Origin of the sequence: Citrobacter sp. Cpo040, assembly GCF_030332915.1 — a bacterium.
Taxonomy (GTDB): domain Bacteria; phylum Pseudomonadota; class Gammaproteobacteria; order Enterobacterales; family Enterobacteriaceae; genus Citrobacter; species Citrobacter portucalensis.
This window is the reverse complement of record NZ_JAOWGX010000037.1, coordinates 429,200-443,980: the sequence shown is the minus strand read 5'-3', so window position 1 is coordinate 443,980 and position 14,781 is coordinate 429,200. Positions and strand designations below refer to the sequence as shown.

At 53.6% G+C, this 14,781-nt stretch carries 13 protein-coding genes; 8 read left to right on the top strand and 5 right to left on the bottom strand.

Annotated elements, in window-relative coordinates:
- Window positions 1-4: 4 nt before the first annotated feature.
- The 7 genes from epd (at window position 5) to srsR (ending at window position 7,145) form a co-directional block, all read left to right on the top strand.
- The gene (gene epd, locus OGX86_RS20585) at window positions 5-1,033 is read left to right on the top strand and encodes an erythrose-4-phosphate dehydrogenase (protein WP_008785759.1); all 1,029 of its coding nucleotides are present in this window, start codon (window positions 5-7) and stop codon (window positions 1,031-1,033) included.
- Window positions 1,034-1,072: 39 nt separating this feature from the next.
- Window positions 1,073-2,236, top strand: a complete 1,164-nt coding sequence (gene pgk, locus OGX86_RS20580) for a phosphoglycerate kinase (protein ID WP_006686863.1) — start codon at window positions 1,073-1,075, stop codon at window positions 2,234-2,236.
- An 88-nt stretch (window positions 2,237-2,324) separates the two neighbouring features.
- Window positions 2,325-3,404 (top strand): class II fructose-bisphosphate aldolase, encoded by a 1,080-nt coding sequence (gene fbaA, locus OGX86_RS20575; protein WP_003027029.1) that lies wholly within the window; start codon window positions 2,325-2,327, stop codon window positions 3,402-3,404.
- 191 nt (window positions 3,405-3,595) lie between these two features.
- Window positions 3,596-4,456, top strand: a complete 861-nt coding sequence (locus tag OGX86_RS20570; RefSeq protein WP_003825461.1) for a small-conductance mechanosensitive channel MscS — start codon at window positions 3,596-3,598, stop codon at window positions 4,454-4,456.
- A gap of 193 nt (window positions 4,457-4,649) precedes the next feature.
- On the top strand, window positions 4,650-5,285 hold the full coding sequence (gene argO, locus OGX86_RS20565; RefSeq protein WP_003027005.1) for an arginine exporter ArgO: 636 nt from the start codon (window positions 4,650-4,652) through the stop codon (window positions 5,283-5,285).
- A gap of 93 nt (window positions 5,286-5,378) precedes the next feature.
- Entirely contained in the window at window positions 5,379-6,125 is a 747-nt protein-coding gene (locus tag OGX86_RS20560; protein WP_286640582.1) for an oxidative stress defense protein, read from the top strand.
- 123 nt (window positions 6,126-6,248) lie between these two features.
- Window positions 6,249-7,145, top strand: coding sequence for a LysR family transcriptional regulator SrsR (gene srsR, locus OGX86_RS20555; RefSeq protein ID WP_003825467.1), 897 nt, complete (start codon window positions 6,249-6,251; stop codon window positions 7,143-7,145).
- On the opposite strand, the gene scpC is transcribed toward srsR, so the two are convergent.
- The 5 genes from scpC to argP form a co-directional block, all read right to left on the bottom strand.
- The gene (gene scpC / locus OGX86_RS20550) at window positions 7,142-8,608 is read right to left on the bottom strand and encodes a succinyl-CoA:acetate CoA-transferase ScpC (protein ID WP_048225482.1); all 1,467 of its coding nucleotides are present in this window, start codon (window positions 8,606-8,608) and stop codon (window positions 7,142-7,144) included. The genes srsR and scpC overlap by 4 nt on opposite strands.
- A gap of 24 nt (window positions 8,609-8,632) precedes the next feature.
- A complete protein-coding gene (scpB, locus tag OGX86_RS20545; protein WP_008785757.1) occupies window positions 8,633-9,418 on the bottom strand; it encodes a methylmalonyl-CoA decarboxylase in 786 nt (261 codons plus the stop codon).
- A 10-nt stretch (window positions 9,419-9,428) separates the two neighbouring features.
- A complete protein-coding gene (gene meaB, locus OGX86_RS20540) occupies window positions 9,429-10,424 on the bottom strand; it encodes a methylmalonyl Co-A mutase-associated GTPase MeaB (protein WP_286640580.1) in 996 nt (331 codons plus the stop codon).
- On the bottom strand, window positions 10,417-12,561 hold the full coding sequence (scpA, locus tag OGX86_RS20535; protein ID WP_048215581.1) for a methylmalonyl-CoA mutase: 2,145 nt from the start codon (window positions 12,559-12,561) through the stop codon (window positions 10,417-10,419). Before scpA ends, meaB begins: the two co-directional genes overlap by 8 nt.
- Window positions 12,562-12,794: 233 nt before the next feature.
- A complete protein-coding gene (gene argP / locus OGX86_RS20530; protein ID WP_003825477.1) occupies window positions 12,795-13,688 on the bottom strand; it encodes a DNA-binding transcriptional regulator ArgP in 894 nt (297 codons plus the stop codon).
- A 170-nt stretch (window positions 13,689-13,858) separates the two neighbouring features.
- Here argP and rpiA point away from each other — a divergent pair, with 170 nt between their 5' ends.
- Window positions 13,859-14,518 carry a ribose-5-phosphate isomerase RpiA gene (rpiA, locus tag OGX86_RS20525; RefSeq protein WP_003825479.1) on the top strand — a complete coding sequence of 220 codons (660 nt, stop codon included), beginning with the start codon at window positions 13,859-13,861 and terminating at the stop codon, window positions 14,516-14,518.
- The last annotated feature ends 263 nt before the right edge of the window (window positions 14,519-14,781 follow it).

Below are 14,781 nucleotides of genomic sequence, written 5' to 3'. Positions count from 1 at the left end.
ACCTATGACCGTACGCGTAGCGATTAATGGTTTCGGTCGCATCGGACGCAACGTGGTTCGTGCTTTGTATGAATCCGGGCGTCGGGCGGAAATCACCGTGGTGGCAATCAACGAACTTGCGGATGCTGCAGGCATGGCGCATTTGTTGAAATATGACACCAGCCATGGGCGTTTTGCCTGGGATGTTCGTCAGGAACGTGACCAGCTCATCGTTGGTGATGACGCGATCCGCATTTTGCATGAGCGAACGCTCGACGCGCTGCCATGGCGTGAACTGGGTGTCGACATCGTGCTGGATTGTACGGGGGTCTTCGGCAATCGCGAACACGGCGAGGCGCATATTGCCGCTGGTGCAAAAAAAGTGCTCTTTTCACATCCTGGTAGTCACGACATCGACGCAACCGTTGTGTATGGCGTTAATCAGGATCAGCTGCGCGCTGAGCACCGGATCGTTTCCAACGCTTCCTGCACCACGAATTGCATAATACCCGTCATTAAATTGCTGGATGATGCTTACGGCATTGAGTCTGGTACCGTCACCACGATCCACTCCGCGATGCACGATCAGCAGGTTATTGATGCTTATCATCCTGACCTGCGTCGCACGCGAGCGGCCAGCCAGTCGATTATTCCGGTTGATACCAAACTGGCGGCGGGCATCACGCGAATTTTTCCGCAGTTTAACGATCGTTTTGAAGCGATAGCGGTGCGTGTACCGACCATAAATGTGACGGCGATCGACTTAAGCGTGACGGTGAAAAAACCAGTAAAAGCCAGTGAAGTCAACCAGTTGCTGCAAAAAGCAGCACAAGGTGCATTTCATGGTATAGTTGACTATACGGAATTACCGTTGGTCTCTGTAGATTTTAACCACGACCCGCACAGTGCCATCGTTGATGGTACGCAAACGCGTGTGAGTGGCGCTCACCTGATCAAAACGCTGGTCTGGTGTGATAATGAATGGGGCTTTGCTAACCGTATGCTCGACACTACGTTAGCGATGGCTGCTATTGGTTTCAGGCTCGACGCTTGAGCGTCGACAAAACTTTATGAATCAACGAGAGGATTCACCATGTCTGTAATTAAGATGACCGATCTGGATCTGGCTGGTAAACGCGTTTTTATCCGTGCGGACCTGAACGTACCAGTTAAAGAAGGGAAAGTAACCAGCGATGCGCGTATCCGTGCTTCTTTGCCGACCATCGAACTGGCCCTGAAACAGGGTGCGAAAGTGATGGTAACTTCCCACCTGGGTCGTCCTACCGAAGGCGAGTACAACGAAGAATTCTCTCTGCTGCCGGTTGTTAACTACCTGAAAGACAAACTGTCTGCTCCGGTTCGCCTGGTAAAAGATTACCTGGACGGCGTTGAAGTCGCTGCCGGTGAACTGGTGGTTCTGGAAAACGTTCGCTTCAACAAAGGCGAGAAGAAAGACGACGAAGCACTGTCCAAAAAATATGCTGCGCTGTGCGACGTATTCGTAATGGATGCTTTCGGTACAGCTCACCGTGCACAGGCTTCTACTCACGGTATCGGTAAATTCGCTGATGTAGCTTGCGCAGGCCCGCTGCTGGCTGCTGAGCTGGATGCGCTGGGTAAAGCACTGAAAGAACCTGCTCGTCCGATGGTTGCTATCGTTGGCGGTTCTAAAGTTTCCACCAAACTGACCGTTCTGGATTCTCTGTCAAAAATCGCTGACCAGCTGATCGTTGGCGGTGGTATCGCGAACACCTTCGTTGCCGCTCAAGGCCACAACGTGGGTAAATCCCTGTACGAAGCTGACCTGGTTGACGAAGCAAAACGTCTGCTGACCACTTGCGATATCCCGGTTCCGACCGACGTTCGCGTAGCGACTGAGTTCTCTGAAACTGCGCCGGCGACACTGAAATCCGTTAGCGATGTGAAAGAAGACGAGCAGATCCTGGATATCGGCGACGCTTCTGCACAGCAGCTGGCTGAAATCCTGAAGAATGCGAAAACCATTCTGTGGAACGGCCCGGTTGGCGTGTTCGAATTCCCGAACTTCCGTAAAGGTACTGAAATCGTTGCTAACGCTATCGCAGACAGCGAAGCGTTCTCCATCGCGGGCGGCGGCGATACCCTAGCAGCAATCGACCTGTTCGGCATTGCTGACAAAATCTCCTACATCTCCACTGGCGGCGGCGCATTCCTCGAATTCGTGGAAGGCAAAGTTCTGCCAGCAGTAGCGATGCTCGAAGAGCGCGCTAAAAAGTAAGCATTTAATGGGCAGGGAAACCTGCCCAATTATTAGCGCGCTTTAGAGCGCGCGCCCTTTCCAAGGCCGAAGATACAGGATTCGTAATATGTCTAAAATTTTTGATTTCGTAAAACCAGGCGTAATCACTGGTGATGACGTACAGAAAGTTTTCCAGGTAGCAAAAGAAAACAACTTTGCTCTGCCAGCTGTTAACTGCGTGGGTACCGACTCCATCAACGCCGTTCTGGAAACCGCTGCAAAAGTTAAAGCGCCGGTAATCGTACAGTTCTCCAACGGTGGTGCTTCTTTCATCGCGGGTAAAGGCGTGAAGTCTGACGTTCCTCAGGGCGCTGCAATCCTGGGTGCTATCTCTGGCGCGCATCACGTTCACCAGATGGCTGAACACTACGGTGTTCCGGTTATCCTGCACACTGACCACTGCGCGAAGAAACTGCTGCCGTGGATCGACGGTCTGCTGGACGCGGGTGAAAAACACTTCGCAGCAACCGGCAAACCGCTGTTCTCTTCTCACATGATCGACCTGTCTGAAGAGTCTCTGGAAGAGAACATCGAAATCTGCTCCAAATACCTGGCGCGCATGTCCAAAATGGGCATGACCCTGGAAATCGAACTGGGTTGCACCGGTGGCGAAGAAGACGGCGTGGACAACAGCCACATGGACGCTTCTGCACTGTACACCCAGCCGGAAGACGTTGATTACGCATACACCGAGCTGAGCAAAATCAGCCCGCGTTTCACCATCGCAGCTTCCTTCGGTAACGTACACGGCGTTTACAAGCCGGGTAACGTTGTTCTGACCCCGACCATCCTGCGCGACTCTCAGGACTATGTTTCTAAGAAACATAACCTGCCGCACAACAGCCTGAACTTCGTCTTCCACGGCGGTTCCGGTTCTACTGCTCAGGAAATCAAAGACTCCGTAAGCTACGGCGTAGTGAAAATGAACATCGACACCGATACCCAATGGGCTACCTGGGAAGGCGTTCTGAACTACTACAAAGCGAACGAAGCTTACCTGCAGGGCCAGCTGGGCAACCCGAAAGGCGAAGATCAGCCGAACAAGAAATACTACGATCCGCGCGTATGGCTGCGTGCTGGTCAGGCAACCATGATCACCCGTCTGGAACAGGCTTTCAAAGAACTGAACGCGGTTGACGTTCTGTAATTTACGCCGTTCTACGTGACATGAGGCCCGCAAATGCGGGCCTTTTTTATTGCCATTTCAATATGCTGCTGGCAGAGAATTCTGTGATCTGTTTGGCAAAATCCAGGTTTATTGTTTACCCTTGTCAGATTGCCAGTCCCGTTGGGACGGCTTTATTTTTCCCATTTGGGTAAGCAAAAAAGGAATATTGAATGGAAGATTTGAATGTTGTCGACAGCATAAATGGTGCGGGCACCTGGCTGGTCCGCAATCAGGAGCTGCTGTTAAGCTATGCCGTCAACATCGTTGCGGCCATCGCCATTGTCATTATCGGTATGATTGTGGCGCGCATCGTATCAAACACCGTTAACCGCCTGATGGTGGCACGTAAAATTGATGCAACCGTTGCTGACTTCCTCTCCGCACTGGTGCGCTACGGGATTATCGCGTTCACGCTGATTGCCGCTCTGGGTCGCGTTGGGGTACAAACCGCTTCTGTGATTGCCGTTCTCGGTGCCGCAGGTTTAGCCGTTGGTCTGGCATTGCAAGGTTCGCTGTCCAACCTTGCCGCTGGCGTGCTGCTGGTGATGTTCCGTCCGTTCCGCGCAGGTGAGTATGTAGACCTCGGCGGCGTAGCGGGAACCGTACTCAACGTGCAGATTTTCTCCACGACTATGCGTACCGTAGACGGTAAGATTGTTGTGATCCCAAACGGTAAAATCATTGCCGGGAACATCATTAACTTCTCTCGTGAGCCGGTTCGTCGTAACGAATTTATCATCGGCGTGGCTTACGACTCCGATATCGATCAGGTGAAAAAAATCCTCACCGATATCATTCAGTCTGACGAGCGTATCCTTAAAGATCGTGAAATGACGGTGCGCCTGAATGAGCTGGGCGCTTCCTCGATCAATTTTGTGGTACGCGTCTGGAGCAACAGTAGCGATCTGCAAAGCGTCTACTGGGACGTACTGGAGCGTATTAAACGCGAGTTTGACGCCAACGGTATCAGCTTCCCGTACCCGCAGATGGATGTGAACTTCAAGCGTGTGAAAGAGAGCGCGGCAGAGTAATCGCGTGCCCGGTGGCGCTATCGCTTACCGGGCCCGCAGGTTTTGTAGGCCGGATAAGGCGTCAGCCGTCATCCGGCATTTCCTCCCCCCTTGGTATTAATTCTTCTTATCCCTGATTAAAATTATCCATTTCCGCTAATGTTTTCCCCGCGCTATAGTCTGCTCCTAAGAGAAACAGTTCGGGATGATTAACGTGTTATCGTATTATTTTCAAGGGCTTGCACTTGGTGCGGCTATGATACTTCCGCTCGGTCCGCAAAACGCCTTCGTGATGAATCAGGGGATCCGTCGCCAGTATCACATCATGATTGCTTTACTCTGCGCTATCAGCGACTTAGTGCTGATTTGCGCGGGGATCTTTGGCGGTAGCGCCTTGCTGATGCAGTCACCATGGCTGATGGCGCTTGTCACCTGGGGTGGGGTGGCATTTTTACTCTGGTACGGTTTCGGGGCGTTAAAAACGGCGATGAGCAGTAACCTGGAACTGGCCAGCGCCGAGGTGATGAAGCAGGGCCGCTGGAAAATTATCGCTACTATGCTGGCGGTGACATGGCTAAACCCCCATGTTTACCTGGATACCTTTGTGGTGCTGGGGAGTCTGGGAGGCCAACTGGACGTTGAGCCTAAGCGCTGGTTTGCACTGGGTACCGTCAGCGCTTCGTTCCTGTGGTTCTTCGGCCTGGCATTGCTGGCGGCCTGGCTCGCTCCGCGTTTGCGCACTGCTAAAGCACAGCGGATCATCAATACCCTGGTAGGATTGGTGATGTGGTTTATCGCTTTTCAGTTGGCAAAAGAAGGTGTTGCGCACGTTCATGCGTTGTTCAACTAAGTGTTGTCTGATGGACAACGCAGCGAGATCGGCTAAGCTTGCCTGCATGTGCCCTGAGTTTCGGGGTAATTAATGAAACATGGAGGAACGACCGTGAAGTTCAAAATAATGGCCCTGGCGGCATTAGTCGGATTCAGCGCACTATCGGTACAGGCAAATGAGTTGCCAAATGGACCGCACATCGTGACTTCCGGAACGGCAAGCGTGGATGCGACACCAGACATCGCTACTCTGGCGATTGAAGTGAACGTTGCTGCAAAGGATGCGGCTTCAGCGAAGAAGCAGGCAGATGAGCGCGTGGCGCAATATCTGTCCTTCCTTGAACAGAACCAGATAGCGAAGAAAGATATTAGCGCGGCAAACCTGCGCACCCAGCCGGACTACGACTACCAGAATGGTAAAAGCGTCCTTAAAGGCTATCGTGCGGTACGTACCGTTGAGGTCACGCTGCGTCAGTTGGAGAAACTCAACGCGCTGCTTGATGGTGCGCTGAAGGCCGGTCTGAATGAGATCCGTTCGGTATCGCTTGGCGTTGCCCAGCCGGATACTTACAAAGATAAAGCGCGTAAAGCAGCAATTGATGATGCTATTCATCAGGCTGAGCAGTTAGCTGCGGGCTTTAACAGCAAATTGGGGCCCGTTTACAGCGTGCGTTACCACGTTTCCAATTATCAACCGAGCCCGATGGTACGGATGATGAAAGCAGATGCAGCGCCTGCGACATCCGCTCAGGAAACCTACGAACAGCCGGTTATTCAGTTTGACGATCAGGTTGATGTGGTCTTCCAGATTGAGCCGACGGCGGGGCAGCCAGCAGCAACGCCAGCCAAAACCCAGTAATCATTGCAGACCCGGCTTTCCAGCCGGGTTTTTTCTGTGAGCAACTGTAAAAATGAGACCCCACATCCAGTCTTTTTTTTCGCCGTAATGAGGATAGGCCATAGCGATTTTTAAGGGGACGCTATGGATATTTTTATCTCGAAAAAGATGCGTAATTTCATTCTGCTGGCGCAAACCAATAACATTGCCAGAGCGGCAGAAAAAATACATATGACCGCATCGCCTTTCGGTAAAAGCATTGCCGCACTGGAGGATCAAATCGGCTATACGCTGTTTACCCGCAAAGATAACAACATCAGTCTGAATAAAGCCGGACAGGAACTGTATCAGAAACTGTTTCCCGTTTATCAGCGCCTTTCTGCCATTGATAACGAAATCCATAACGCCTCTCGCCGCTCGCGGGAAATCGTTATCGGGATCGACAATACCTACCCAACGATTATTTTTGACCAGTTGATTAGCCTTGGTGACAAGTATGACGGCGTGACGGCTCAGGCCGTTGAATTCAGCGAGAATGGGGTGATTGATAACCTGTTCGATCGCAAACTGGATTTTATTATCTCGCCGCAGCACGTTTCCCCCCGCGTCCAGGAACTGGAGAATCTGGCGATTAGCGAGCTGCCTCCGCTGCGTCTGGGGTTTCTCGTTTCCCGGCGCTACGAAGAAAAACAGCCGCAGGATCTGCTGCGCGAGCTGCCCTGGCTGCAAATGCGCTTCCAGAATCGCGCCAACTTTGAGGCGATGCTGGATGCATACATGCGGCCCTGTGGGATCAACCCGACGATTATCTACCGTCCGTACAGCTTTATGGCCAAGATCAGCGCGGTAGAGCGCGGGCAGTTTTTGACGGTGATTCCTCACTTCGCCTGGCGGCTGGTGAACCCGTCGACGCTAAAGTATTTCGATGCGCCCGGCAGCCCCATGTATATGCAGGAGTTTCTCTATTCGCTGAAAAACCATCGTTATACCGCCACGATGCTTCAGCATATTGCTGAAGATCGTGACGGTGGCGCAAGTTAACCGAGCATCGATCCTGTTTCGAGAAGATTACGATGCAGATCGAACGCATGGCTGAGATCGTGATGGATATGTCCGCCGGGTGCTTTCTCCAGATAGCGGTGCAGATAATCCCGGTAAAGAGGGTGCGCACAGTTATCGATAATCGTGTGCGCCCGCTGCATCGGAGATAGCCCACGCAGATCGGCAATCCCTTGTTCGGTCACGATCACTTTAACGCTATGTTCGCTGTGGTCGACATGGCTGCACATCGGTACGATGGTGGAGATTTTCCCGCCTTTGGCAATCGACGGCGCCATAAAGATAGACAGGTAGGCATTGCGCTCGAAATCCCCGCTGCCGCCGATGCCATTCATCAGGTTCACCCCCGCAACGTGCGTGGAATTGGCATGGCCGTAGATATCAAACTCCAGACCGACGTTGAGCGCAATAACCCCCAGCCGACGGATGATCTCCGGGTTATTGGAGATCTCCTGCGGGCGCAGCACAATCCGGCTGGCGAAGAAGTCCATGTTGTCGTAAATCTTCTGTAGCGACGGGGCTGAAATGGTCAGGCTGGAGGCGCTGGCACCTGTTATCTTGCCCGTTTCCAGCAGATGCACCACCGACTCCTGCAACACCTCCGAATACATCATAAAGGGCGGGATATCTGGGTTCTCGCCCAGTCGCGCCATTACCGCGTTGTTGATATTGCCCACGCCGCTTTGTAAGGGTAGAAACTCAGCTGGAATACGTTTGTGAGCCATTTCTGCCAGCAGGAAAGTGACGACGTTATCGGCAATTTGCTGGCTGACCGGATTGGTTTTATCCGCCGCATTTCCGGCATCGGGCAGCTCGGTATCCACCACCGCAACCACCTTTTTGGGGTCTATCTGTACGCACTGACTGCCTACGCGATCCATGGTATGAAAAATGGGTACGCTGTTACGCCGCGGCGGCGCACCGGGTATCACGATGTCGGCAAACTCCGCCACGCGCGGATTATGGTAATGATTCAATTCAATGATCACTTTTTTCGCCCGCAGCAGCCAGGTCGGCGCATTACCAATACCGCTGGAAAGCCAAATCCGGCCATCTGGCGCAATGGCGGAGGCTTCAATGACGGCAACATCGATCTCGCCAAAAAAGCCGTAATTAACCATTTGCGCCACTTCACTCAAATGGAGATCGACAAACCTCACCTGGCCCTGATTAATTTTCTCGCGCAGGCCCGATGACGTTTGATAAGGCGCCCGCCAGGAAACGGCATCCGCCGCGGATAGAACATCATCAGCGGCGGCGCCAATTGATGCTCCGGTCAGCAGGCGGATCTGAAAAGGCTGCCCGTTCTGATGCCGTTCGCAGGCGCGTTGGGCAATTGCGCTGGGTAACGCTTTGGGTGAACCCGCAGGGGTAAAGCCGCTAAACGCCACCATATCATCGTGCTGGATAATTTCTGCCGCCTGTTCGGCGCTCATCCGTTTCATGGCCGTCTCCTTCCTCGGACGTGATTAATGGCCAACAAAATTTGGTTTACGTTTTTCCATAAACGCGTTCATCCCTTCCTGATAATCCTCGCTGTCGTACACCGCGCGGCGCATGCCCTGAATACGCTCGAACTCATCGGAATTCATGGTGTGCGCTTCACCCAGCACGCGCAGTTCTTCTTTGATGACGGCGATGGCCAGCGGCGCTTTTTCCGAGATGTGGTGCGCCATTTGCAGAGTGAAATCTTCCAGTTCCTCAACGGGCACGACATGGTTAAGGATCCCGACCGCCATGGCGCGTTGAGCGGTGATGGGCGAAGCGGTAAAAATCAGCTCTTTCACGATGTGAAAACCAGCGTCGCGGGTCAGGTTGTGGATGCCCACCAGGTTATACGGCACACCGAGGTTGACCGGGGTCATCGAGAAAGTGGAGGTACTGGCTGCAATGATCAGATCGGAACTCATGATCATCTCAAACGCGCCGCCCCAGACGCTGCCTTCGACCATGGAGATCACCGGCTTCGGGTATTTTTGGATCATACGGGTTATCTGACGCAGCGGATCGTCATAAGAGAGCGGATCGCGACGTCCGGTCGGGAGTTCATGAATATCATGCCCGGCAGAAAACACTTTGGCCCCGCTTGGAGCGCGCAGAATGATGCAGCGAATGTCTGCACGATTGAGATCGCTCAGCGCCTGCATCAGATCGTCAATAAACACTTTACTCAGGGCATTGAGCTTGCGGGCGTAATTGAACTCAATAACCGCGACTTTCTGGATGATGACCACGTTGACGTATTGATAAGACATAATGTTCTCTTTATTGAAAGTAATGATGCTGAATAAATTCGCTGATGTGCCGCAGACCGGTGCGCGGCGAAAGATCATTGTTTTTGACGGCCTGAAGCGTCTGCTGGAAATAGCGGTCGAAATCAGTGCGGGCAAACAACAGATGCAGGGCTTCTTCTTCAGCCTGTTGGTGTAACCAGTCCACCGCCTGCTGCTGGCGAACTTTTTCCAGTCGACCGCAGGCGGTCAGGCACGTTTTAAAGTCGGTTATCGCCTGCCAAACCTCCTCGATACCGCGTTTTTCCAGGGCGCTACAGGTCAGAACCCGCGGCTGCCACTCGTCATATTTGCGGCGCAGAATATGCAGGGCGGACTCGTACATATGGCGGGCAATGGCAACGCTGGTATGGTTATCACCGTCGTCCTTATTGATGACGACCAGATCCGCCATTTCCATCAGCCCTTTTTTGATGCCCTGTAAATCGTCGCCACCGCCAGCGATTTGCAGTGAGATAAAGCAATCCACCATGCCTGCGACTTCGGTTTCTGACTGCCCAACGCCGACGGTTTCTACAATCACCACGTCAAAGCCAGCCGCTTCGCACAGCAGCATTAATTCGCGGGCACGCTGGCTGGCACCGCCTAAATGACCGCAGGAAGGGACCGGGCGAATAAACGCAGATTCGGCGCGGGCCAGCTCCGTCATGCGGGTTTTATCGCCAAGAATGCTGCCGCCGCTGACCGGGCTGCTGGGATCGACGGCGATCACCGCTACCCGTAATCCGTGGCGGATAAGCAGCATGCCGAATGCTTCCAGGAAAGTGCTTTTGCCCGCGCCCGGCGTACCGGTGATCCCCAAGCGCAGGGCGTTACCGGTGAACGGCATAATCGCGTCCAGCAATTGCGTACTCAACGGCTGGTGGCGCGGGTGGTTGCTTTCGACCAGCGTCATCGCCTGGGCGAGCGTAGCCCGTTCGCCGAGTCGCAAACGGCGGACGGTATCTTCAAGCGTGGCAGCGTTAATCATGATGCTGACTGATACGGGTTAACACATCGCGGACGCTGTCGAGCATTGGCGTGCCGGGACCATAAATGGCTGCCACGCCATGCTCGTGCAGAAAGGCGTAATCCTGTGGCGGAATAACGCCTCCTGCTACCACGCAGATATCTTCACGCCCCCATTTTTTGAGTGCGGTAACCAACTCAGGAATCAGCGTTTTATGGCCCGCCGCAAGTGACGATGCGCCTATTACATGCACATCGTTTTCTACCGCCAGACGGGCGATCTCTTCCGGAGTGGAGAACATCGGGCTGAGATCGACATCGAAACCGAGATCGGAATAGGCGCTGGCGATCACCTTCGCGCCGCGATCGTGGCCGTCCTGACCCATCTTGGCGATCAGAATACGCGGGCGGCGTCCATTTTCCGCGAGGAACTGTTCGGTTTGCGCAACAATGGCATCGAACTCGTCGGCGGATTTATCTGACTGGTGATAGCTTTGCGCAATCACCCCGGTGACGCACTGGCTGGGAACCAGATACCGGTCAAAGGCGACCTCCAGCGCGTCGGAGATTTCACCGAGCGTGGCGCGAACGCGAGCGGCGCTGACGGCGGCGGCCAGCAGGTTTTCATTATGCTGCGCGGCGTGGGTCAGCGCGGATAGCGCGGTCTTGACGGCATCGTTGTCGCGGGTGGTGCGGATATGCTGCAGCGAGGCAATCTGCTCGTTGCGCACCTTCACGTTGTCGATCTCCAGTACCGACGTCTCGTCTTCTTTATCCAGTTTGTACTTATTGACGCCGACGATAACGCGCTTACCCTGGTCGATCAGCGATTGTTCACGCGCGGAAGCTTCTTCGATCATCCGTTTAGGGAGTCCGGCTTCGATTGCTTTCGCCATGCCGCCTGCCTCATCAATCTGTTTGATGATCGTGCGCGCCTGCTTCACGATTTGATCGGTGAGTGACTCGACGTAATACGATCCGGCCAGCGGATCAACGGTGCGGCAGATCTCTGATTCTTCCTGAATGATGATCTGCGTATTACGCGCAATACGGGCGGAGAAATCGGTGGGCAGACCGAGCGCTTCATCAAAAGCATTGGTATGCAGCGACTGGGTGCCGCCAAGCGTAGCGCCGAGTGCTTCAATAGTGGTTCGTACCACGTTGTTGTACGGGTCCTGCTCGGTCAGGCTCCAGCCGGACGTCTGGCAGTGGGTACGCAGAGCGAGAGATTTCGGGTTGGTCGCGCCAAAGCTGCTGACCGCTTCACTCCACAAATAGCGCGCCGCGCGCAGCATGGCGACGTTCATAAACAGATCCATGCCGATACCGAAGAAGAACGACAGGCGCGGGGCGAAGTCATCAATTTTCAGTCCGGCGGAGAGTGCAGCTTTGATGTATTCAATACCGTCTGCCAGCGTAAACGCTACCTGCTGCACGCAGTTCGCTCCGGCTTCACCCATGTGATAGCCGCTGATGCTGATGGTGTTAAAGCGCGGCATGTTGCCAGAGCACCAGGCGATGATGTCGGCGATAATGCGCATGGACGGTTTTGGGGGATAAATGTAGGTGTTGCGGCACAGGTACTCTTTCAGAATATCGTTCTGAATGGTCCCGGTGAGTTGTTCCGGCGCTACGCCTTGTTCTTCTGCAGCGACGATATAAAACGCCAGCACAGGTAGAACCGCGCCGTTCATGGTCATCGATACTGACATCTTATCCAGCGGGATCTGGTCGAACAGTATCTTCATATCTTCGACGGTATCGATCGCCACGCCTGCTTTACCGACGTCACCCGCCACGCGTGGGTTGTCAGAGTCATAGCCACGATGGGTGGCAAGGTCAAAGGCGACGGAAAGTCCTTTTTGTCCGGCGGCGAGGTTGCGGCGGTAAAAGGCGTTGGACTCTTTGGCGGTAGAGAAACCGGCGTACTGACGAATGGTCCAGGGCTGCGCGGTATACATGGTGGCGCGCGGGCCACGCACGTAAGGCGGCAGGCCGGGGAGAGTACCGGTTACTTCCAGATTATCGAGGTCTTCTTCGGTGTACAGCGGCTTGATGGCAATCCCTTCCGCCGTCTGTCTTTCCAGCGACTCGACGGTTTTTTCCCGGCGACTGAGTTCTTTATTGGCGAGTGTTTGCCACTCCTGCACGTTTGCCATTTTTTGCTCCGTATTACGCAATAAGTTGAATCTTTGCGAATACGGTGAGCTTTTTCATTTGGCTTGTCGCCAGCAAAAAATAGCCAACAGGGCGTCGTTTTTTGCCGCGTGGCGTGTTTGATTTTGTGATTTATTTCAAAGACGTGGCGGGAATAGCATGAAAAGAGGGTAAAAGGCTTGTCGGCCGGATAGGGCGTTACGCCACCATCCGGCACTCAGAGGTTATGAGCGGTTTAATCCTGACGCAGTACGTTGTGACCATAGGCCAGCAGCGCATCGGTGACGTTGCGCATCATGCGGCTTTCCGGTGCAAAACGGTGCCAGTACAGCATCCGGCGCTGGAACAGGCCCGGTGTTAAGTCGATAAGTTCGCCGCTTTCCAGTTCTTTCTCAATCTGCAAGTGGGGGATCATGCAGCAGGTCGTTCCCTGACGCGCCAATTGAACAAAGGCTTCAGACGAGTTAACGATATGGCACGGCACGCTGCCCGGTGGCAGGTCGAAGTTTTGTTGCAGGAACGCCTGGTGCATATCATCAAGATGGTCAAACGCTACCGCTGGGGCTTTCAGCAGGGCAGAGCGGGTGACGCCGTTAGGGAAATAGCGCTCGGCGAAAGGTTTGGATCCAACAAACAGGTAGTCCAGCGCGCCGAGTTTATCCACCAGACAGCTTGGCAGCGCCTGATGCTGAATACTCACCGCACCGACCACCTCACCACGACGTAGACGCTCCTGAGTGCGCGTTTCATCCTCAACCTGCAGGTTCAGACGAATCGGTGAATTGGCCAGTACCGGAGCCAGCGCCGGAAGCAACCAGGTCGCCAGACTGTCGGCGTTCACCGCCAGTGAGAGCAGCAGTGGCGTCGAGCCGGTTTGTTCATCACCCAGCCACTCGTCTTCCAGCAGTTCAACCTGACGCAAAAGCGCCAGTAGTTTCTGCCCCTGTTCGGTTGGGCGTGGTGGTACGGTACGCACCAGCAGCGGTTGTCCGAACATATTCTCAAGCTGTTTTATGCGCTGTGAAACCGCGGATTGCGTGATGCACAGCTTTTGCGCCGCGCGCTCAAATCCTCGTTCACGAATAACCGCATCCAGTGCTTGTAGTGTTCTGTAGTCCGGACGTTTCATTGCTTTGACGCACTCCTGAAAATTTTGCTTGTTCTGCACTATGACACAAATTTAGGTTGGGTAAAGACGAAATCCGCCGCTTGCGAGCGGGTGTGGGGACATTTTTCTGCACAATGTTCTATAATGCGCGTGAATTTTCCCACCATATTCACACCACAGGCGAAACGATCATGACGCAGGATGAACTGAAAAAAGCAGTAGGATGGGCGGCACTTCAGTATGTACAGCCCGGTACCATTGTGGGCGTAGGTACAGGTTCAACAGCCGCACACTTTATTGATGCGCTGGGCACAATGAAAGGTCAGATTGAAGGTGCGGTATCCAGTTCGGACGCTTCAACCGAAAAACTCAAAAGCCTCGGTATCCACGTGTTCGATCTTAACGAAGTGGACAGCCTCGGCGTATACGTTGACGGCGCGGATGAAATCAACGGCCACATGCAGATGATCAAGGGCGGCGGCGCAGCGTTGACCCGTGAAAAAATTATTGCTTCCGTGGCGAAGAAATTTATCTGCATTGCCGACGCGTCCAAAGAAGTCGATATTCTCGGTAACTTCCCACTGCCGGTTGAAGTGATCCCAATGGCGCGCAGCGCTGTGGCTCGCCAGTTGGTGAAGCTGGGTGGTCGTCCTGAATACCGTCAGGGCGTAGTGACGGACAATGGTAACGTGATCCTTGATGTACACGGTCTGGAGATCCTCGATGCCATCGCGATGGAAAACGCCATCAATGCGATTCCGGGCGTGGTAACCGTCGGTCTGTTTGCCAACCGTGGTGCGGATGTCGCGCTGATCGGTACACCAGACGGCGTGAAAACTATCGTAAAATGATCTGACGGGAGTGTCTTCTCCCGTTAAAAAAATGTTGGCAGGGCAAATTTGGTGACTTGTGTCACGTTTATAATATTGTCCTGCCGATCTCTCCAAAGAAAAAGTTATCGCCAGTATTTTCCTCTGACATTTCACCCTGAATGACATTTCTTCAGCACGGCGACGCAAACGTTCATATTGCCGCAATATTATTTTTTGATATGTTGAAGAGACGGATGAAAATCCCACACACAACACATCAGTTTGAACAAAAAAAGACAGGG